This window comes from Streptomyces sp. Qhu_M48 (assembly GCF_051305195.1).
GTDB lineage: Bacteria > Actinomycetota > Actinomycetes > Streptomycetales > Streptomycetaceae > Streptomyces.
This window is the reverse complement of the sequence record NZ_CP195432.1, coordinates 4,271,373-4,291,536: the sequence shown is the minus strand read 5'-3', so window position 1 is coordinate 4,291,536 and position 20,164 is coordinate 4,271,373. Positions and strand designations below refer to the sequence as shown.

Annotated in this window: 14 protein-coding genes; 9 read left to right on the top strand and 5 right to left on the bottom strand. The window is 71.4% G+C overall.

Annotation, left to right across the window (positions count from 1 at the left end; genetic code table 11):
* Nucleotides 1-241: 241 nt before the first annotated feature.
* On the top strand, nucleotides 242-979 hold the full coding sequence (locus ACRRSS_RS19540; RefSeq protein ID WP_435975379.1) for a VOC family protein: 738 nt from the start codon (nucleotides 242-244) through the stop codon (nucleotides 977-979).
* Between the two features lie 83 nt (nucleotides 980-1,062).
* Here the strand turns inward: ACRRSS_RS19540 and ACRRSS_RS19535 are convergent, their stop codons facing one another.
* From ACRRSS_RS19535 to ACRRSS_RS19525, 3 genes are all read right to left on the bottom strand, one after another.
* On the bottom strand, nucleotides 1,063-1,575 hold the full coding sequence (locus ACRRSS_RS19535; protein WP_435972395.1) for an SRPBCC family protein: 513 nt from the start codon (nucleotides 1,573-1,575) through the stop codon (nucleotides 1,063-1,065).
* Between the two features lie 169 nt (nucleotides 1,576-1,744).
* Nucleotides 1,745-3,463, bottom strand: coding sequence for a PP2C family protein-serine/threonine phosphatase (locus ACRRSS_RS19530; RefSeq protein ID WP_435972394.1), 1,719 nt, complete (start codon nucleotides 3,461-3,463; stop codon nucleotides 1,745-1,747).
* 115 nt (nucleotides 3,464-3,578) lie between these two features.
* The gene (locus ACRRSS_RS19525; RefSeq protein WP_435972393.1) at nucleotides 3,579-3,902 is read right to left on the bottom strand and encodes a plasmid stabilization protein; all 324 of its coding nucleotides are present in this window, start codon (nucleotides 3,900-3,902) and stop codon (nucleotides 3,579-3,581) included.
* A gap of 405 nt (nucleotides 3,903-4,307) precedes the next feature.
* On the opposite strand from ACRRSS_RS19525, the gene ACRRSS_RS19520 reads away from it, so the two are divergent.
* The 4 genes from ACRRSS_RS19520 (at nucleotide 4,308) to ACRRSS_RS19505 (ending at nucleotide 7,961) form a co-directional block, all read left to right on the top strand.
* Nucleotides 4,308-4,817 carry a hemerythrin domain-containing protein gene (locus tag ACRRSS_RS19520; RefSeq protein ID WP_435972392.1) on the top strand — a complete coding sequence of 170 codons (510 nt, stop codon included), beginning with the start codon at nucleotides 4,308-4,310 and terminating at the stop codon, nucleotides 4,815-4,817.
* A gap of 107 nt (nucleotides 4,818-4,924) precedes the next feature.
* A complete protein-coding gene (locus ACRRSS_RS19515) occupies nucleotides 4,925-6,115 on the top strand; it encodes a zinc-dependent alcohol dehydrogenase (protein WP_435972391.1) in 1,191 nt (396 codons plus the stop codon).
* A 75-nt stretch (nucleotides 6,116-6,190) separates the two neighbouring features.
* Nucleotides 6,191-7,456 carry a cation:proton antiporter gene (locus ACRRSS_RS19510; protein ID WP_435975378.1) on the top strand — a complete coding sequence of 422 codons (1,266 nt, stop codon included), beginning with the start codon at nucleotides 6,191-6,193 and terminating at the stop codon, nucleotides 7,454-7,456.
* A 94-nt stretch (nucleotides 7,457-7,550) separates the two neighbouring features.
* Entirely contained in the window at nucleotides 7,551-7,961 is a 411-nt protein-coding gene (locus tag ACRRSS_RS19505; RefSeq protein ID WP_435972390.1) for a hypothetical protein, read from the top strand.
* A 153-nt stretch (nucleotides 7,962-8,114) separates the two neighbouring features.
* Here the strand turns inward: ACRRSS_RS19505 and ACRRSS_RS19500 are convergent, their stop codons facing one another.
* Entirely contained in the window at nucleotides 8,115-10,463 is a 2,349-nt protein-coding gene (locus tag ACRRSS_RS19500) for a lectin (protein ID WP_435972389.1), read from the bottom strand.
* Nucleotides 10,464-11,007: 544 nt separating this feature from the next.
* Between ACRRSS_RS19500 and ACRRSS_RS19495 the strand changes: the two genes are divergently transcribed.
* From ACRRSS_RS19495 to ACRRSS_RS19480, 4 genes are all read left to right on the top strand, one after another.
* Nucleotides 11,008-13,905 carry a lectin gene (locus ACRRSS_RS19495; RefSeq protein WP_435972388.1) on the top strand — a complete coding sequence of 966 codons (2,898 nt, stop codon included), beginning with the start codon at nucleotides 11,008-11,010 and terminating at the stop codon, nucleotides 13,903-13,905.
* 16 nt (nucleotides 13,906-13,921) lie between these two features.
* Nucleotides 13,922-15,694, top strand: a complete 1,773-nt coding sequence (locus ACRRSS_RS19490; RefSeq protein ID WP_435972387.1) for a ThuA domain-containing protein — start codon at nucleotides 13,922-13,924, stop codon at nucleotides 15,692-15,694.
* A gap of 244 nt (nucleotides 15,695-15,938) precedes the next feature.
* Nucleotides 15,939-16,247 (top strand): hypothetical protein, encoded by a 309-nt coding sequence (locus tag ACRRSS_RS19485; RefSeq protein ID WP_435972386.1) that lies wholly within the window; start codon nucleotides 15,939-15,941, stop codon nucleotides 16,245-16,247.
* 133 nt (nucleotides 16,248-16,380) lie between these two features.
* Nucleotides 16,381-17,919 (top strand): carboxylesterase/lipase family protein, encoded by a 1,539-nt coding sequence (locus tag ACRRSS_RS19480; protein WP_435972385.1) that lies wholly within the window; start codon nucleotides 16,381-16,383, stop codon nucleotides 17,917-17,919.
* 119 nt (nucleotides 17,920-18,038) lie between these two features.
* On the opposite strand, the gene ACRRSS_RS19475 is transcribed toward ACRRSS_RS19480, so the two are convergent.
* Complete coding sequence (locus ACRRSS_RS19475; RefSeq protein WP_435972384.1) at nucleotides 18,039-20,153, bottom strand: xanthine dehydrogenase family protein molybdopterin-binding subunit; 2,115 nt, start codon at nucleotides 20,151-20,153, stop codon at nucleotides 18,039-18,041.
* Between the last annotated feature and the right edge of the window lie 11 nt (nucleotides 20,154-20,164).

Below are 20,164 nucleotides of genomic sequence, written 5' to 3'. Positions count from 1 at the left end.
TTGGGTGGGGAACCAGTGACGATGACAATCTAGGACGTACAGGGGTGTTTCGCCTGTCGAGTTCAGGTCGGTCCTGCCGTCCTGTCGTCCTGCCATCGTCCGGCGGGGTGCCCACCTCGCGGCCCGACCCTTCTGTCGGGTTTACGGTGGAAGTGTCCCGTCCCGCACGAGTGATCCGAGGGTGACGGCCGTGTCTACGTCGAGCCATGAGATCGCGGGCGCTCCGTGCTGGGTCAGTCTGATGGCCCGGGACCTGGCTGCCGCGCAGCACTTCTACGCCGGCGTCCTCGGCTGGGAATTCCGGGCCGGCGGCCTGGGGGACGCCTTCTCGGTCGCCCTCCATGAGGGCGTGCCCGTCGCGGGCATCGGCGCGCTCGCCGAGCGCCTGGACATGCCGGTGGCGTGGACGCCGTACTTCGCCGTCGCGGACGCCGACGTCACCGCCGCACGGATCTGTGAGCGCGGCGCGACCATGGCCGTGGGGCCCCTCGCCTTCGGTACGGGCCGTGCCGGGCTGGCCGCCGATCCGGCGGGGGCGGTCTTCGGGTTCTGGGAGGGGACTGTCGTACCCGACTGGTCGGTGGGGCATGGCAGTGCCCCGGTCCGGCTGGAGCTGCACACGCGCGAGGCCTTCGACGCCGCGGTCTTCTACGGGGAGGTTCTCGGCTGGGCCGGGGAGGGACCCGGCTGCTGTGTGGCCTCGTACGAGCATGACCGCGTCGTCCTGCGCCACGGCCACGCCACAGTCGCGCGCATCAGCGGCGGCACGGGCGACGAGGCGCCGGACCCCGGGATCCGCCCCCGCTGGCACGTCCACTTCCCCGTACCGGATCTTGAGGGAGCCGTCGCGGCCACGAAGAGGCTGGGAGGCGGGGCCGTCGCCCCTGTGGGTACGTCCACGACGAGCCGGTGGGTCGACCTCGCCGACCCCGACGGGGCGCGCTTCACCGTGGTCGCACCCCAGGACACCTTCTCCTGAGGTCTCCAGCCCGGCACGCCGGAGCCCCGTCAGGCCCGGTTACGCCGGGCCTGACGGGGCTCCGTGCCTCCGTGAACCGCTGCTCACCCGTCTGTCGGACGGCCTGCCTGCCCGGTGGGACCCGAGGCCGCGTCCGCCTCTCCCGGAGTGATCCGGCCGCGCCACCCGCCGGTCTCCTGCCCGCGTTCCTCGATGAAGCCCTTGAACCGCTTCAGATCGCCCTTGACCCTGCGGTCGAGCACGCCGGTCATGTCGCCCGCCTTCTCCACCATGCCTTCCGGCTGGAAGTCCATGGCCAGGATCACGCGCGTGTGGCTGTCATCGAGGCTCTGGAAGGTGACGACTCCCTTCTGCTTGACGTCGCCGCCCACCGTGCGCCAGGAGATCCGCTCGTCCGGCAGCTGGTCGACGATCTCGGTGTCGAATTCACGCTGGACGCCGCCGACCTTCGTCCGCCAGTGACAGTGCCGGTCGTCGACCTGACGGATGTCTTGCACACCTTCCATGAAGTGGGGGAACTCCTCGAACTGCGTCCACTGGTTGTACACGTGGTGCAGCGGGACGTTCACGTCTATGGATTCCTTCACCATGCTCACGAGAAGCCTCCTCGGTCGGACTGTGCAGAAATTCCTGATCGATAGCCCGCCTACCCGGCATGCGCGGCGGTACTCGGCAACCCCTCTCCTCATATCCGGCACGGGAATTCCGAGAAGGGACCGGCCGAGACCTCGTGAAGGGACCCGCCGAGCCCTCCGCGTCGCTCGTTCAGTCCACCCGGATTCCCAGCACGCACGCGTCGTCCTCGTGGCCCGCGATGTCGGGGTCGGCCAGCAGCGCGTCGACCAGCGTCCGCGGCTCCATCGGCGCGGCGGCCTCCACCGCGTGGGCCATCCGCGCGATCCCCTCGGTCACGTCCTCGCCCCGGCGCTCGACCATCCCGTCGGTGTAGAGCACCAGCAGATCGCCCGACCGCAGCCGCGTCGACGAGGTCTCGTACGCGTACCCCGGCAGGGCGCCGAGGAGCGGGCCGCGCTGCTCCGTCCCCAGCGGCCCGGCCCGGCCGTCGCGCAGCAGCAGTGGCGCGGGGTGGCCGGCGTCGGCCCAGTGCAGGACCTTGTCCTCGTCGAGGTGACCGATCACCACCGTGGCCGTGTGCCCCGTCGGGTCGCTGCACACCAGCTCGTTCATCCAGGTCGTGATCTCGCCGGCCGACGCACCCGTCTGCGCGAGTCCCGCGAGCGCGTGCCTCTGCTGGGCCATCCGTGCCACGGCGTCGAGACCGTGGCCCGACGCGTCCCCGATCGCCACCAGTACCCGGCCGTCCGGCAGCAGCCGGCACTTGTACCAGTCACCGCCCACCGCCGCGTCGGGCTCGGCCGGCCGGTAGGAGGCCGCCACCGTCAGCCCGACCGCCGCGAGCGCCTCGGAGTGGGTGGGAAGGATCGCCTCGCGCAGCGCGTCGGCGACCCTCCGCTCCGCCTCCGTCTGCCGCCGCAGACGGTCCGTCTCCCGCTCCGTCTCGGCCAGCCGTCGACGACTGCGGATCTGCGGCGTGAGATCCCGGGCCACCAGGTTCACCGCCCAGGCTCTGCCGTCCGTCCCGGTGACCGGGCGCCCCAGCAGGTCGAGCGTACGGACCTCGCCGAGGACGATGAAGCGGATCCGGGTCCAGGCGGGCTCCTCACCCGCCAGCACCGAGCTGAGGAACTCCGCGAGCGCCGTCAGGTCGTCCGGCAGCAGCGCGTCGCACAGCTGCTCCAGCGACCACGGCATGCGCACATCGGCGTGGAAGATCCGGCTGAGCCCCTCCGACCAGGTCACCTTCCCGGAGAGCAGATCCCAGTTTCCCCACCCCATCGACGCCAGGAACTGCGCGTCGATCGTCAGGAGCTCCGCCTGGCTCTGCACAGGCCGCCACGTCGCCAGGACCTGTCCACCGCACCGGGCGGCGGAGTACAACAGCGGCGCCCGGTGGAGCCGGCCGAGCCGCTGCTCCGTGTAGTCCACCACCAGCCCGCCCAGGGGCTTGCCGGTGTCCACGACGTCCGCCAGCGCCGCCAGCAGTCCCGAGTGCGCCGCGCCCGGCCGCGCCTCCAGGAGCCGCTGGCCGACCTGGCGGTCCGGAGCCTCCAGCCAGTCCGCCGACCGGACACGGTTGCCGGCCACGATCCGGAAGTCCAGGACAGCACCCGTGTCGTCCTGAACGGGTTCGAGCAGCACGGCCGAGGCCGGGATCGCGGCGAGCACCGAGCAGACGCCGCTGCCGCCCGGCTCGTGAACGCCGCACAGGCATGGTGAGGCGCCATCCGTCTCCGCCGACGGCGGGAGTACGGCCAGCGACTGCAGCGGCGACGACAGCTCCGTACCCCCTGAGCCGTTGAGCGGGCGCTCCGTGTTCCGGCGTACGGCCGCCCGCAGGGCGGTGATCTCGCGGCCGATCATGCCCTTGAGAGCGTCGACACTGTCGGGCAGGGGAAAGCTCATCGTCCACCTCCGCGAACGTCATGACACGCTGCTCGTCTCCTGAGCACCGGCGACACCTCGCTCGAATCCGCCGAACATCGACCGACGACGTGGGCTTCTGTTTGGTATCGACGGGTCAGTGGCCGAGCGACTTCTTCAGCTCGGACTTGTTCATCGACGAGCGACCGTGGATGCCGCGGCGCTTCGCCTCCTCGTACAGCTGGTCGTACGTGGGGCCCTTCGAACCGCTCGCGGGCCGTTGCCCACCTCGCTTCGACGACGCCGTGTCCCGGGTCGAGGACCTGCTCGCGGTCTTCGACTCGCCGGACCGCGCACGCTCCTTGTTCACCGTGCGTGCGGCGATCTCCTCGGCGCGCTCAGTGCTCTCCCCGCGGTCCTTCGCGCTCTCCTTGATGTGCTCGTACTGCCGCTCCCGCTTGGAGCTCGACCCACGAGGCATGACGTGTCCCTTCCGTGTTCCGACGGATGCGTGGCCGGAGACAAGCCCACCGCCGCATTCCGCCCGTTCCCGGCGAGACGGGCGTCGATCACCCGACCCTGCCATCGGGATCCTCCGACAGCAGGTGGAGATGCCCGAACAGGTGAGGTGCGAGGCCATTCGGCGGTGCATCCCTTGTCCCGGCCTCGGGGCGGGGCGTGTCTGGCATCAGAGACCCCACGGCCACCGGCGCCACGGGGAGGAAGGGCCGAGATGAGGCGGCCGATCGGCTCGGCACGGCCACCTGCCGAGGGTGAGCACGGTTGCCCCGACGAGGCAGGGGTACCCGCCGATCGAAGCCGACGGCCGACAGACCACGGCGCCTTCGGAGTGAAGGCCGACCGTCGACAGCGAGCGAGGAGAACGATGGTGAGTACCGGCAGCAGCAAGGAAGAGCAGGACGTCGTCGCGGTCATCCTCAAGGATCACCGCGCCATGGAGGACCTGTTCCGCCGCATGCGCAGCGTCGAGTCGGACCGCGCCGCCGCGCTGAAGGAGTTCTCGGCGCTGCTCGTGGCGCACGGCGAGGCGGAGGAGTCCGAGGTCTACGGCGCCCTCAAGCGCTTCCGGGACATCGACAGCGAGGAAGTGGAGCACGGCACGGAGGAACACGCGGAGGGGAACGAGGCGCTCCTCGCCCTGCTGGAGGTCGAGGAGGTGGGCTCCGACACCTGGGACTCCCGACTGGAGGACCTGGTGGAGGCGGTCTCCCATCACATCGACGAGGAGGAACGGACGATCCTCAACGGTGCCAGGGAGAACGTTCCCGACGAACGTCGGGCCGAGCTGGCCGCCGCGTTCCGCGAGGAGCGCGCGAAGCAGCTGGCGTCGGGGTGCGGCAGCGTGGAGAACGTGCGCAAGATCGTCAACCGGTGAGGTGAGAGGGGCGCATGGGACGGCCGGGCCCGGGCAGGCGCGGTGTGGCGGGCCTGCCGAGGGCAGCCGGGCGGGAACGGAAGCGACGACGAGCGTGAGGTGAGGACATGAGGGCGTTGACCTGGCAGGGACAGCGCGACGTGCGGGTGGACACCGTGCCCGATCCGGTGATCGCCGACCCCACGGACGTGATCGTCCGCGTCACCTCGACCGGCATCTGCGGCTCCGACCTGCACCTGTACGAACTCTTCGGCCCGTTCCTCGATCCCGGCGACATCCTCGGGCACGAGGCCATGGGCATCGTGGAGGAGGTCGGCCCCGGCGTCCGTACCCTCGCGCCGGGCGACCGGGTGGTGGTGCCGTTCAACATCTCCTGCGGTACGTGCTGGATGTGCGGCCAGGGGCTGCAGTCCCAGTGCGAGACCACCCAGGTCACGGAGTACGGCATGGGTGCGTCCCTTTTCGGCTACACCAAGCTCTACGGACAGGTTCCGGGCGGCCAGGCCGAGTTCCTCCGGGTGCCCTTCGGCGACACCCTGCCGATCAAGGTGCCGGACGACGCCCCCGACCAGCGCTACCTCTACCTCTCCGACGTCCTGCCGACCGCCTGGCAGGCCGTCGCCTACGCCGAGATCCCGCCCGGGGGGACCGTGACCGTCCTCGGGCTCGGCCCCATCGGCGACATGGCCGCCCGGGTGGCCCTCCACCGGGGAGCGGGCGAGGTCATCGGCGTGGATCTCGTGCCCGAACGGCTCTCCCGCGCCCGGGAGCGCGGTGTCCGTACGCTCGACCTCAACGAGCTCGGCGACGGGCTCGGTGACCGGATACGGGACCTCACCGGTGGCCGCGGCACGGACGCCGTCATAGAGGCCGTCGGTATGGAGGCCCATGGCGCGCCCGTCACCAAGGCAGCCCAGCGGGTCACGGGACTGCTGCCCGACGCCCTGGGCAGGAGGCTGATGACCAGGGTGGGCGTGGACAGCATGACCGCGTTCGACACGGCGGTCGACGTGGTGCGCCGCGGCGGCACCATCAGTCTGATCGGGGTCTACGGCGGCGCCGTAGACCCCGTGCCCCTGCGCAGCCTCTTCGACAAGCAGGTCCAGCTGAGGATGGGCCAGGCAAACGTACGGCGCTGGGTGGACGACATCCTTCCACTGCTCGACGACAGCGACCCCCTGGGAGTCGACGGGTTCGCGACGCACGTCCTGCCGCTGGAGGAGGCGCCCCAGGCGTACGAGGACTTCCAGGCAAAGCAGGACGGCATGGTCAAGGTGGTGCTGACGCCCGGACCCTGACCCTTCCATCTCCCCGGGCACCGACCTCCGCGTCACCTGGTGACCGCCCGTTCCGCGAGCGAAAGGGCGAAGAGCCTGTCCTCCACCGGCACCGTCTTCACAATCCTGGGCCTCGGCGCGCTCGCCGCGGCCGTCCTGCCCCGGCTCGTACGCCGAAGGCCCCTGTCGACGCCCATCGTGTTCCTGGCCGCCGGTGCGGTGGCCGGTCTGCTGCCCCTCCCCCTGCCCGAGCTGGACCCCGTGACGGACCGGGTCTGGGTCGAGCACATCACCGAGGTCTGCGTGATCGTCTCCCTCATGGGCGCGGGCCTCGCTCTGAACCGGCCCTTCGGGCCGCGCGCCTGGGCCGGGCCGGGCCGGCTGATCGGCATCACCCTGCCCCTGACGGTCCTCGCGACGACCGTCCTCACCTGGGTGCTGTTCGACTGGCCCTGGGCCACCGCGCTGCTGGTCGGCGCACTGCTCGCGCCGACCGACCCGGTTCTCGCGGCGGAGGTACGGGTGGGGGAGCCGACCGACGACGAGGACGACGAGGACGAGGTCCGCTTCACCCTCACCGCCGAGGCCGGCCTCAACGACGGACTCGCCTTCCCCTTCGTCCTCGCCGCCCTCGCGCTCGCCGCCGCCGGCGGCATGTGGGCAGAGGCGGACTGGGGACGCTGGTTCGGCGTCGACCTCCTGGCGAAGGCGGCGATCGGCGTCGCGGTCGGCCTCGTCCTCGGCCGACTCCTGGGATGGATGTTCTTCCGGGCCGGGTCGCACTCACTCAGGCTGTCCGAGCACATGGAGGGCTTCGTCGCGCTCGCCGCGACGTTCCTCTCCTACGGTCTCGCCGAACTCGCCCACGGCTACGGATTCGTCGCCGTCTTCGTCACCGCCTGCGCCGTACGGGCCGCGGAGCGCGGTCACGGCTACCACAAGGTGCTGCACGGATTCACCGAGCAGATCGAACGCGTCCTGACCGCCGGACTGCTCTTCCTCCTCGGCCACTACCTCGTCACCGACGGTCTCGCGGCACTGACCTGGGAGATGGTCCTGCTCGCCGTGGTGCTCCTCGTCGTCATCCGCCCCGTGACGGGGTGGATAGCGCAGCTCGGCTTCGTCACCGGCCCCCGGGAACGGGTGGTCACCGCGGTCTTCGGGCTGCGCGGGATCGGCTCCCTCTTCTACCTCTCGTACGCGCTCGGCCACCACGGATTCGACGGACAGGCCCGCGATCTGTGGGCCCTCACCGCGACCACGGTGGCGCTGTCCGTGCTGCTCCACGGCGCGAGCGCCACACCGGTCATCCGCCGCCTGGACCGGCTGCGCGAGATCCGCCCGCCCGGCGCCCCGCCCTGAGGGATCCGCGCTGAGGCAACCGCGCGAGGTCTCGGCCCGGCGGCGCCGCGGGCACGTGCGGAGCGATGGAGGGACAATGGGTCCAATGATGACCGTGCTGGTAGCAGGCCTGCCCGAGGGCGCCGAGTTGGAGTCGGTGCGCGCCCGCGTCCACTCCAGCCCGCACTTCCGCATCGTCGCCCACGCCTTCGAGCCCCGGATCGCCCTGGCCCAGGCGCGTGTCCTGCTGCCCGACATCGCGGTGATCACCCGCCATCTGTCGCACCCCGCGGCCGAGCTCGCCCGCTACCGTCTCGTACGGGATCTTCGCGCCCTGGATCCGCCCACCGGGATCGTCCTGCGCCGGGACGCCGACGAGCCGGATCGGCCCCTGGGCCCGGGCGCCGAACCGCTCGACGGGGCGATCCACGAGATTCGCCGCGGGGAGGCCGACGCCCTCTGGGACGCGCTGGTCACCATCGGCCGGCGCCGCGCCACCTGCGACACCGACCCGCCGGCGCTCTGATGCCGAGCGGCCCGGCCTGTCGGGCCGAGCCGCGAGGGCCCGGGCGCCGGCGGCCGAGCGGGCCGGGGTGGCCGCGAGGGGCGGAGACCGAGCGTGGCCCGGGTGGACGGCCCTCCGGCCACGCCCCGTCCTCCGGCCGGGGCGCACGCTACGTCACGGCAGGATCCATTTCTGGTTGGGGCCGGTGTGGCAGGTCCACAGGTGGACGGCCGTGCCGTCGTTCCAGGTGCCGCCCGAGGCGTCCAGGCACTTGCCCGACTGCGGGTTCCGGAGGGTGCCGTCGGAGGCCTGGGCCGTCCACTTCTGCGCGGCCGACCCGTTGCAGGTCCACAGCTGGACCTTCGTACCGTCCGCCGAGCCGCCGTTGGAGACGTCCAGGCACTTGCCGAGCACCTTCAACGTGCCGTCTCCGGGCACCGTCCACTGCTGGGCGCCGGTGCCGTTGCAGGTCCACACCTGGATCTTCGTGCCGTCGGCGGTCTGGGCGTTGTCGACGTCCAGGCACTTGTTGCGGACGCCCCTCACCTCGCCCGGCCCGGACACCCCACCGGGGAGACGGTTGAGCGTGTACCAGGCCTCCGTGCTCCACAGGGGCTCCCCGGCCGCCGAACTGAAGGGGCGGGGCGAGCGGACGTGGACCACACGGTCGGCCTTGAGTCCCGGGATCGTCAGGGTGACGGTCCTGCGGTCGGCGGAGAGCGAGGCCGACTGCGCGGTGAGGGTCTCCTCGTCGAGCTTCGGGCCGCCGTAGTCCGCGGTCGGCGCGTAGCGCCACTGCTTGATCCTGTAGTGCTTCGCCAGGTCGTTCGCCGTCTCCGTCGACAGGGGCTGCGTGTACTCCAGGGCGAAACCGCCCGGCACGGCGCGCATGGCGCGGATGTCGAACGCCCGGGATCCGTTCGGTGTCAGCTTCTGCAGGCCGAAGGCGAGCTTGCCCTCCTGGCCCCAGTTGCCGCCCGCGCCCAGCCCTCCGGCGTACAGCGCGCCGTCGGGGCCGACGCTGATGCGGGTCACCCCCGCTTCGAGGCCCTGGGTGAGGCGGAAGACCGCGCCCTGGTACTCGCCGCCGACCTTCTCCAGGAATCCGCGCTGGATGCCGCCGTAGGTCACGTCGCCGAACAGCATCTGCCCGGCGAAGGGGCCTTCGGTCAGCTGGAGGGGGGTGCTCGGGGAGTTGGCTATCTCGTTCTGCGGCAGCCAGAGCACCGGCTTCGTCACGGGCTGGGAGTCGAAGGGCCCGGCCGGGTTGGTGTAGTGGTGGAAGAACCTGCCCTGCTTGATGTGCACCAGCTTCGACGACGGCAGCCAGCCCCCCTGGTTGTCGGTGGCGAAGAGCTCCCCTTCCGGGCCCCACCCGATGCCGTTCGGTGTGCGCAGTCCTCCGGCCACGTACGAGACCGCACCGGTCTGCTTGTTCACCTTGATGGTGGTCCCGCGGTTCGCCGCCGGCTGCGGATTCGTGGTCGCGCCGCCGTAGTTGATGGCGACCGACAGGTTGAGGTAGAAGAACCCGTCCTTGTGGAGCAGGCCGAAGGCGAACTCGTGGAAGTTGCCGCCGAAGGGCCAGGTCGCCACGGTCCGGTACCGGTCGGTGACCTCGTCGCCGTCGGTGTCGTCGAGTTCGGTCAGTTCGTGTTTCTGCGAGACGTAGAGCTTGCCGTCGACGTACTTGACACCCATGGGCTCTCTGAGGCCCGAGGCCACCTTCTTGAACGTGACCTTGTCCGGGCCTGTGCTGCCCGTGACGTGGGACAGCAGGTACACCTCGCCCACGCTGTTGTTGCTGCCGCCCCAGGTGGTCACGGCGAGTCGGCCGTCCGGCAGCCAGTCCATCGCGGAGACCTGCGGTTCGAAGCCGTCGGGACGCAGGTCGGTGAGGGTGTAGTCGGGGTGGACCCCGGTCAGCGGCAGGCCGTCGCCGGGGGAGTCGGTGCCGGCCTCGCATTCCTTGCGGCCCGGCGCGGTCACGCGTACGACGTCGGCGTCCGTGCTCAGGGCCGTGGTGGGGACGACGGCGAAGCCGGCGGCGCCGGGAGGTTTCCACGCCAGCGTCAGCCGCTGACCGCCGTCACGCTCGAAGTGCTCGATGCGCAAGGCGTGGGGACCGGCCGTCAGGTCGACGGTCGCGTCCTTCGGGTCGGGCCCGTGGAGACCGCCGTGGTCGATCACCAGCTGGTCGTCGATCCAGAGGCGGGAGCCGTCGTCGCTGGTGAGGCGGAACGTGTAGGCGCCCGCCTGCGGGGCTCCGAGGTTGCCGATCACCTGGGTGACGAAGTGGGTCTCCAGACCGAAGTCCCCGGCCGTGGACCAGTCGACCACCGGCATCAGCTTGTCGATGTTGGGGGTCTGGCCCGCTTTCAGGGTGCACAGGTCACTGAGAGGAACCTGCACGTCGAAGACGCGGAGCGTGACTCCGGGCACCTGCGGGGGGAGGGCCGCGATGGCCGGGCCGTCGGCGGGGGCGGGAGACGCCGCCAGACCGAGGGTGAGTAACGACGCCATGAGTGTGCCGACCAGACGTCCGGCCGGGTGACGGGGATACAGCCGTGGACGCACGTGACCTCCTGACGGCCCCTCACGCGGGAGGGGCTCGATCGGGTGAGCGGGAATCCACCGCTGCCGGGGCGCGCCGTCGCTCCGGACACGGAGGTGGGTGAGGACGGGGCCAGGGGCGGGCCCGCGCCGTCGCTCGGCCACAGTAGGGACTTCTTCCGTCACCGTCCATGCTTTGTCCTCGGTGCGCGAAAAGTTCCGGCCTCGTGGAGCCGCCCTGCCCGCGCCGGGACCACACGTGAGAGTCCTGTGCCTCAACTGCCCATGCGGTGCTGGCCTGTTGGGAGGTCACAAGGACTTTGTCCCGTGTAGGGAGAAAGTAGTGAGAAGTTGCGCGCGCGGGGTTACGCCCTCCGACAAAGCCCGCTAACTTCCTTGAAACGAACCGGTCACAGAGATCCGTGTCCGGCCCCCGCGACGCGACGGCGCGCGTCGATGGCTACCTGGCAGTCCCCTCGGCTGCCGCCATCCCACCCCACTTCGGGAGACCTCTGTGCGCACGAAAACGCTCAGACACAGACGCGTCCGCGTCCTCTTGACCGCCGCGGCATGCGCCGTCGGCTGTCTCCTGCCGGTGTCCCCGGCCACCGCCACGACGACCCAGCGGGACGGCCCCGCCGCGGCCGCGGCCGCACCGGAGGCGCACCGGGACAGGGATGCCGCGGCCGCGGCCGCGCCGGAGTTCCAGCAGGTGACGCTTGCCAAGGGGGTGGCCGAGACCGGCGAACCCATGACGCTGGCGGTGCTGCCCGACCGCTCGGTCCTGCACACCTCGCGGGACGGCACCCTCCGTCTGACGAACGCCGCCGGCACCACCACCGTGGCGGGCAAGGTCGACGTCTACAGCCACGACGAGGAAGGCCTCCAGGGCGTCGCCGCCGATCCGGGCTTCTCCTCGAACCGGCACGTCTACCTCTACTACGCCCCCAAGCTCACCACCCCCGGCGGTGACGCCCCCGCGGACGGATCGGCAGGCGCCTTCACGCCGTTCGACGGGGTGAACCGGCTGTCCAGGTTCGTCCTGAGGACGGACGGCACCCTGGACCTGGCCAGTGAGAAGAAGATCCTCGACGTGCCCGCCTCCCGCGGCATCTGCTGCCACGTCGGCGGCGACATCGACTTCGACGCCGCGGGCAACCTGTACCTCTCCACCGGCGACGACAGCAACCCCTTCGCCTCGGACGGCTTCACCCCGATCGACGAGCGGGCCTCCCGCAACCCGGCCTACGACGCCCAGCGCTCGGCCGGTAACACCAACGACCTGCGGGGCAAGGTCCTGCGCATCAAGGTCGGCGCCGACGGCTCCTACGCGATCCCCAGCGGCAACCTCTTCCCGCCGGGCACCGCCAGAACCCGCCCCGAGATCTACGCGATGGGCTTCCGCAACCCCTTCAGGATGAGCGTCGACAAGGCCACCGGCATCGTGTACCTCGGTGACTACGGCCCCGACTCCGGCACCGCCAACCCCGGACGAGGACCCGAGGGCCAGGTCGAGTTCAACCGGATCACCCGGGCGGGCAACTTCGGCTGGCCCTACTGCACCGGCGGGAACGACGCCTACACCGACTACGACTTCGCCACCAACACCTCCGGAGCCCCGTTCAACTGCGCCGCACCCAGGAACACGTCGCCCCGCAACACCGGCCTCACCGACCTGCCGCCCGCCCAGGCCGCCTGGCTCCCGTACAACGGCGGTTCGGTTCCCGAGTTCGGCGGCGGTTCCGAGTCACCCATGGCGGGCCCGGTGTACCGCTACGACGCCGCCTCCACCTCCGACGTGAAGTTCCCGCAGGAGTACGACGGGGACTTCTTCGCCGGCGAGTTCGGCCGCCGCTGGATCAAGCGCGTCGAGACGGCCGGCGACGGCACGGTGCAGACGATCAATCCCTTCCCCTGGAGCGGCACCCAGGTGATGGACACGGCCTTCGGCCCCGACGGCGCCCTCTACGTTCTCGACTACGGCACCGGGTACTTCAACGGCGACGCCAACTCCGCGCTGTACCGCATCGAGCACGTGACGGGCGGCCACGCCCCGGTGGCCCAGGCCAAGGCGAACATCACCTCGGGCACGGCGCCCCTGGCCGTCACGTTCTCGTCGGCGGGAAGCTCCGACGCCGACGGCGACGCCCTCAGCTACGCCTGGACCTTCGGCGACGGCTCCACCTCGACCGCCGCCGACCCCTCCCACACATACGTCGCCAACGGCCGGTACACGGCCACGCTCAGGACCACCGACACCACCGGCAGGTCCGCGACGGCCTCGGTGCAGATCACGGTCGGGAACACCGCGCCCACGGTCAGGCTGGACCTGCCCCTCGACGGCAGCATCTACGACTTCGGCGCGGCGATCCCGTTCAAGGTGACCGTCACCGACCCCGAGGACGGCACGATCGACTGCTCCAAGGTGAAGGTCACCTTCATCGTCGGCCACGACAGCCACGGACACCCGCAGACCTCCGCCACCGGATGCACCGGCACCCTGCAGACGCTCGCGGACGGTGAGCACGACCCCAACGCCAACATCTTCGGCGTCGTCGACGCCGAGTACACGGACAAGGGGGCCAACGGACAACCCGCGCTGACCGCGCACGACCAGCACGTCGTCCAGCCCAGCCACCGGCAGGCCGAGCACTACTCGACGTCCTCGGGGGTCCAGGTCGTCTCCCACACCCCCGCCCACGGAGGAAAGACCGTCGGCTACATCGAGAACGGCGACTGGATCGCCTTCACGCCCTACGCCCTGCGGAACACCGGCACGTTCACCGCACGGGTCTCCTCCGGGGGAACGGGCGGCACGATCGAGGTGCGCGCCGGATCCCCGACCGGCACACTCCTCGGCACGGCGACCGTTCCCGTCACCGGCGGCTGGGAGACCTTCCAGGACGTCACGGCCCCGCTCACCGGCCAGCCCGCCGGATCCACCTCGCTCCACCTCGTCTTCAAGGGCGGCGCCGGTTCGCTCTTCGACGTGGACGAGTTCTCCTTCACCACCTCCGGCGCGGCCACCCGGACCGGCGAGGTGAAGGGCGCCAACGGGAAGTGCCTCGACGTGGACGGCGGCGCCGCCGCGGACGGCACGAAGGTACAGCTCTGGACGTGCAACGGCAGCGACGCCCAGAAGTGGACCGTCGCCGCCGACGGCTCGCTGGGAGCCCTGGGCAAGTGCCTCGACGTCGCCGGCGGAGGTACGGCGGACGGCACCGCGATCCGGCTGTGGACGTGCAACGGCACGGGCGCGCAGAAGTGGGCGCCGCAGACAGCCGACGGCACGGTCCGGAACCCGCGGTCCGGCAAGTGCCTGGACGCCTCGGGCGGCACCTGGAACGACGGCACACCCGTGCACCTGTGGACCTGCCACACCGGCCCCAACCAGAAGTGGACCCTGCCGTAGAAAGGAGGCGACACCCATGCGCACCCACCTCAAGGCGATGCTCGGCCTGCTCGTCGGCGCCGCGCTCACGCTCTCCCCGCAGGCCGCGGCCCTCGCCGCACCCCCGACCGTGGTGACGGGCGAGCCCGCCGCCACGGCCACCGCCCCCCACGCGGCCGCGGACCCGGCGTACAAGATCCTCGTCTTCTCCAGGACGGCCGGCTTCCGGCACTCCTCGATCGACGACGGTCTCACGGCCCTGCGCGGCCTGGGCACGGCCAACAGCTTCACCGTCGACGCGACCGAGGACGGCGCGGCCTTCACCACCGGCAACCTCGCCCAGTACAAGGCGGTCGTCTTCCTGTCGACGACCGGTGACGTCCTGAACGCCACCCAGCAGACCGCGTTCGAACAGTACGTGCAGGGCGGCGGGGGATACGTCGGCATCCACGCCGCCGCCGACACCGAGTACGACTGGCCCTTCTACGAAGGACTCGCCGGAGCGCTCTTCCACTCCCATCCGGCCATCCAGCCCGCCGTCGTCAAGGTCGAGGACCGGGCGCACGACGCCACCGCCCACCTGGGCGCCACCTGGCAGCGCACCGACGAGTGGTACAACTACCGCACCAACCCGCGTACCACCGCCCGTGTCCTGGCCTCCCTCGACGAATCCAGCTACTCGGGCGGGAACATGTCCGGCGACCACCCGATCGCCTGGTGCAAGGACTACCGGGGCGGCCGGGCCTTCTACACCGGCGGCGGCCACACCGACGAGTCGTACACCGAGACCGCCTTCCGCCGGCACCTCCTCGGCGGAATCCGGTGGGCCGCCGGCATGACCGACGCCGACTGCCGCCCCGAGACCGGCTACACCGCCCTGTTCGACGGCTCGTCCACGGCCGGCTGGAAACAGGCCGGACCGGGATCGTTCGCTCTCGCGGACGGCACCCTCACCTCGCAGGGCGGGCTGGGCATGCTCTGGTACTCCGCGAAGGAGTACACGGGCGACTACTCCCTCAAGCTGGACTGGAGAGCCGCCGGGGACGACAACTCCGGAGTCTTCCTGGGCTTCCCCGCCTCCGACGATCCGTGGTCCGCGGTGAACAACGGCTACGAGATCCAGATCGACGCCACCGACGCGGCCGACCGCACCACCGGCGCCGTCTACGGCTTCCGGTCCGCCGACCTCGCCGCACGCGACGCGGCGCTGAATCCGCCGGGGGAGTGGAACACGTACGAGCTCAGGATCACCGGCGAACGCCTGGAGATCTTCCTGAACGGCCGGAAGATCAACGACTTCACCAACACCGACCCCGCACGGAGCCTGCGCCAGGGCCACATCGGCCTCCAGAACCACGGGGACGGCGACGACGTCGCCTTCCGCAACATCCGCGTCAAGCAGAGCGGAGGACAGCAGCCCGGCCCGCGCACCGGGGAGGTGAAGGGCGTCAACGGCAAGTGCCTGGACATCGACAACGCCCAGACCGCCGACGGGACGAAGGTCCAGGTGTGGACGTGCAACGGCAGCAGCGCCCAGACGTGGACGGTCGCGGACGACGGCTCGCTGCGGGCGCTGGGCAAGTGCCTGGACGTGTCCGGGGGAGGCGGCGCCGACGGAACGAAGATCCAGTTGTGGACGTGCAACGGCACGGGGGCGCAGAAATGGGCGCCCCAGGCCTCCGACGGCACGGTCCGCAACCCGCAGTCCGGCAAGTGCCTGGACGCCTCGGGCGGCACCTGGAACGACGGCACGCCCGTGCACCTGTGGACCTGCCACACCGGACCCAACCAGAAATGGACCCTGCCGTGACGGCACGACCGTCCTGAAGGCGTGACCGCCCTGGCGGTCGCGTGAGGGGAGCCGGCCCCCGGGGCTGATCGGCTCGCGCAGTCGGGACGAGAGGAGGGGCGGACCTGACCGGTCCGCCCCTCCTCTCGCGCACTCTGCCCCGCCGGTGTGAAGAACCCGACGTGCCTCCGATGGACCGCGCCGATCGGGGTACATGGGGAGGAAGCAGAACGATCAGCAAGTCCACCCCATACGAGGAGACGTCGTGACCACCTTCGTCATCACCGTGCCCGGCACGTTCCTCTCGGACATCACCACCTCCGAGCGTGCGACTCTCGAACGGAAGCTGACCTCGCGGCACACGGACATCAGCGAGAGCGAAGACGTCGACCTGCTCACGCTGAACGAGGACGGGACCTTCGCGATCCGCCTCGAAGTCCAGGCCGCGGACCAGTACGAGGCCAAGCTGGACGCCACGCGGCTGGTCTCCGAGGCGCTCAGGGAGGCGGGCGTCGAGGAAGCCGACGCTCCGCTCGGCCCGCCCGCCGTCACCGGGATCGACAGCGACCTCTGACGCCATGGACAGGGCGGGAATTGACATCGCCGGTGCGTCAATCGGCGCGATCTCGGTGTTGGAGGTGACGCGCCGCACGATGCGAGGCTGAACCCGTCCCCGGCGACCGGGCGGGTAGCGAAAGGCAGTCTCCATGGACATCTTCAGGACGCGGAACGGTTCGGTCCTAGGGTTTCGGGCCGCGGCCGACGTCGCGGCCGTTCTCGGCATCCCCTACGCGGCCCCGCCGTTCGGCGCGAACCGGTTCCGGGAGCCCCTCCCCGCAGCGGCGTGGACCGGCGTACGGGACTGCACGGAGTTCGGCCCCGTCGCACCGCAGTCGGCACAACTGCCCGGCGCCCCCGTGTGGTCCCCCGGTGACGAGGACATCCTCACGGTGAACGTCTGGACCCCGTCGGTGCCTCCTCCCGTGACCCCGTCGGTGCCTCCGGAGGGGCGCCGCCTGCCCGTCCTGGTGTGGATCCACGGCGGCGCCCATACCTTCGGGTCCTCGGCCCAGCCCGACTTCGACGGGACCGAACTGGCCCGGGCTGGTCTGGTCGTGGTCACCCTCAACCACCGGATCGGTTTCGAGGGCTTCGGCCACGTCCCCGGCGCCGCCCCCGACAACCGGGGCTTGCTCGACCAGGTCGCGGCCCTGCGCTGGGTGCGTGAGAACATCACCGTCTTCGGCGGCGACCCGGACAACGTCACCGTCGCCGGCCAGTCCTCCGGAGCGGCTTCGGTCGCCTGCCTGATGGTGATGGACCGGGCCCGTGGCCTGTTCCACCGCGCCATCGCCCACAGCGCCGCCAGCCCGTGCTACACCCTCGACATCGCCGCGGCGACCACCCGCGAGGTGGCCGCGGCGGCGGGCTGTCCCGCCACAGCAGAGGGCCTGGCATCCGCGACTCCACAGGCCCTGGTCCGCGCCTCCGACCAGGTGGTCGACGCCTACCGGCGGAACCCCGCCTCCGGATCGCGCCACTACGACCCCTCGCTCTACGCCCCCGTGCTCGACGGAGACGTCCTGCCCACCGACCCCCTCACCGGGATGGCCGCCGGTGCGACCCGAGGCGTTGACCTGCTGGTCTGCCACACCACGGAGGAGTACTGGTTGCTCGACGCCGTCGGCAGCTGCGCGAAGATCACCACCGACGAACAGCTCGCCCTCTTCGCCGAGGACTTCGGGCTCCCCGACGGCCTGGTGGCCGGCTACCGCGAAGCGATGCCCGACGCTCCGGTGCTCGACGTCTACCTCGCCGTCTTCGGCGATCTGCTCTTCGGCGAGTACACCCACCGACTCGCCGAACTCCACGCCGAGGCCGGCGGCAGGGCGTTCCTGTCGCGTTTCGACCGGCGGCGCACCGGGCCGCACGGGGTCGTGCGGGCATGGCACTGCGCGGACATCCCCTTCGCCTTCGGCAACCTCGACAGCGAGCACCTGGCCTTCCTCATCGGCGGCGCACCGACGTCAGCCGACCGTGAACTGGCGCGCCGCATGATGCGCGCCTGGGTCGACTTCGCCACCACCGGAAACCCGGGCTGGCCGGCCGTCGACCGCTTCACCACCCGGGCCGCCCTGTGGAGCACCGACGACGCGGGCGTCGCCGCCCCGCCCACCGACGTCCGGTCCGTCGCCGACCTCCGTGCCCTGTGGGCCAAGGCCGGGTTTCCCGTCCTGCGTCCGTGAACACACCCACTCCGGTGCCAGGAAGGGGCCGGCGGCGGTGGCGAGTGACGGCGACGGTGGCGAGTGGCGAGTGGCGAGTGGCGAGTGGTGAGCGGTCAGTGCCGGATCGGCGCGGCGGCTCAGGCGCGCAGGTGCGGAAGGAGCCGGTCCGGAGTCAGGGGCAGCTCCCGCAGGCGTACACCCACCGCGTGGTAGACGGCGTTGGCGATCGCGGCGGCCGTGCCCACGATTCCGATCTCCCCGATCCCCTTGCTCCCCATGGGGTTGAGGTGGGAGTCCTCCTCGTTCAGCCAGTGCGTCTCGATCGCCGGCACGTCGGCGCAGGCCGGCACGTGGTAGGAGGCCAGGTCGCGCTCCGCGAAGTCCCCGAACCCGGAGTCCAGGGTGCTGCCCTCTGTCAGCGCCATGCCCAGCCCCATCGTCATGCCGCCGATGAACTGGGAGCGCGCGGTGCGCGGGCTGAGCACCCGGCCCGCCGCGAAGACCCCGAGCAGACGGCTGACCCGTACCTCACCCGTCACGGTGTCCACCTCGACCTCGGCGAACTGCGCGCCGAACGCGTGCCGGGCGTACGGGGAGTCCTGCCCTGCCTCCTCCGCGGTGTCCGCGTGCGCGGTGAGGCCCTCGGGCGGGAGCGGGCCGGAGTGGGCGCGCAGCATGTCGGCCAGCGCCGCGCAGGCTTTGTGGACGGCCCAGCCCCAGGACGAGGTCCCCGAGGAACCGCCCGCGAGCGGAGCGGCCGGCAGGGTGCTGCTGCCGAGCTCCACGCGCACCGAGGCCGACGGGACGCCGAGGGCCTCGGCGGCGACCTGGGCGAGAACCGTTCGGGCGCCGGTGCCGATGTCGGTGGCGTTGATCCGCACGAGGTGGCTGCCGTCCGGTGCGGCGTGCGCGGAGGCCGTCGAGGGGCTGAGGAGGTACGGGTACGTGGACGCCGCCACCCCGGTGCCGGTCAGCCGGTCGCCGATCCGCCGCACCCCCGGCCGGGGATCGCGGTCCGCCCAGCCGAACAGTCGGGCGCCCTCCCGCAGACATTCCGCGAGGTTCCTGCTGCTGAACGGTCTGCCGCTGTCGGGTTCGGTGGCGGGCTCGTTGCGCAGCCGGAGTTCGACCGGATCGACGCCCGCGGCGACGGCCAGCTCGTCCATGGCGGATTCGAGGGCGTACATGCCGGACGCCTCGCCGGGGGCACGCATCCACGAGGGCGTGGGCACGTCCAGAGCCACCACCCGGTGGCTCGTCCGGCTGTGGGGCGAGGTGTACATGGTGCGGGCGGGTACGGCCGCCTGCTCGACGAACTCCTTCACCGTGGACGTCTGGGTGGTGACCTCGTGGGCGAGGGCGCCGATCACACCGTCGGCGTCCGCGCCGAGGCGGACACGCTGGACCGTGGGGGCGCGGTGGCCGACGACGGCGGCGAGTTCGCGCCGGGGGAGGACCAGTTTGACGGGCCGTCCGAGGTGGCGGGCGGCCATGGCGGCGAGCACGACCTGGGGCCGCGGGGTGCCTTTGGAGCCGAAGCCGCCGCCGACGTACGAGGAGTCGACCGTCACGCGGTGCTCGGGCACCTGGAACAGCTGCGCGAGCACGCCTCGTACGGTCGTCGACCCCTGGCTGGAGTCGTACACGGTCAGCTCGTCGTCCTCCCACCACGCGGTGGAGGCGTGCGGTTCCATCGGATGGTTGTGCAGCGCGGACAGGGTGAACGTCGCGTCGACCGTCACGGCGGACGAGGCGAAGGCCGCGTCGAAGTCCCCGCGCTCGCGTACGGCCGGGTGGCCGCCGTTCGCCTCCTCGGGGGTGTAGAGCCGGGGATGGCCGGCGGGCGGTCCCGGGTCGTGGTCCTCGGTGACGTACTCGATCCGCAGCTCGTCGGCGGCCGCGCGCGCGTTCTCCAGGCTGTCCGCGACCACGACGGCGACGTACCAGCCTCGGTGCGGGACGCGCTCGTCCTGCAGCAGCGCCAGCGTCGGGTCCTCGGCCTTGCCGAGACGCGGCGCGTTCTCGTGGCTGAGGACCGCGTGCACGCCGGGCCGCCGCAGGATCTCGTCGGCGTGGACGGCGGCGATCCTGCCGCGCGCGACGGTGGCGGGCACGGGCACGGCGTGGAGGCAGCCGGGCGGAGTGTGCTCGGCGGCGTAACGGGCCGTGCCGGTCACCTTCTGCCGGGCGTCGCGACGGACGGCGTCGGCATCGGACACGGGCGGGGCCTGGGGCGGGGGAGTCGGGGGCATGACGGTGGCCT

Coding starts and splice junctions, on each gene's coding strand:
- ACRRSS_RS19515 (WP_435972391.1), top strand. CDS start 4,925: ATGAGGGCGTTGACCTGGCAGGGACAGCGCGACGTGCGGGTGGACACC.
- ACRRSS_RS19490 (WP_435972387.1), top strand. CDS start 13,922: ATGCGCACCCACCTCAAGGCGATGCTCGGCCTGCTCGTCGGCGCCGCG.
- ACRRSS_RS19525 (WP_435972393.1), bottom strand. CDS start 3,902: ATGCCTCGTGGGTCGAGCTCCAAGCGGGAGCGGCAGTACGAGCACATC.
- ACRRSS_RS19480 (WP_435972385.1), top strand. CDS start 16,381: ATGGACATCTTCAGGACGCGGAACGGTTCGGTCCTAGGGTTTCGGGCC.
- ACRRSS_RS19540 (WP_435975379.1), top strand. CDS start 242: ATGGCCCGGGACCTGGCTGCCGCGCAGCACTTCTACGCCGGCGTCCTC.
- ACRRSS_RS19520 (WP_435972392.1), top strand. CDS start 4,308: ATGGTGAGTACCGGCAGCAGCAAGGAAGAGCAGGACGTCGTCGCGGTC.
- ACRRSS_RS19475 (WP_435972384.1), bottom strand. CDS start 20,153: ATGCCCCCGACTCCCCCGCCCCAGGCCCCGCCCGTGTCCGATGCCGAC.
- ACRRSS_RS19530 (WP_435972394.1), bottom strand. CDS start 3,463: ATGAGCTTTCCCCTGCCCGACAGTGTCGACGCTCTCAAGGGCATGATC.
- ACRRSS_RS19500 (WP_435972389.1), bottom strand. CDS start 10,463: ATGGCGTCGTTACTCACCCTCGGTCTGGCGGCGTCTCCCGCCCCCGCC.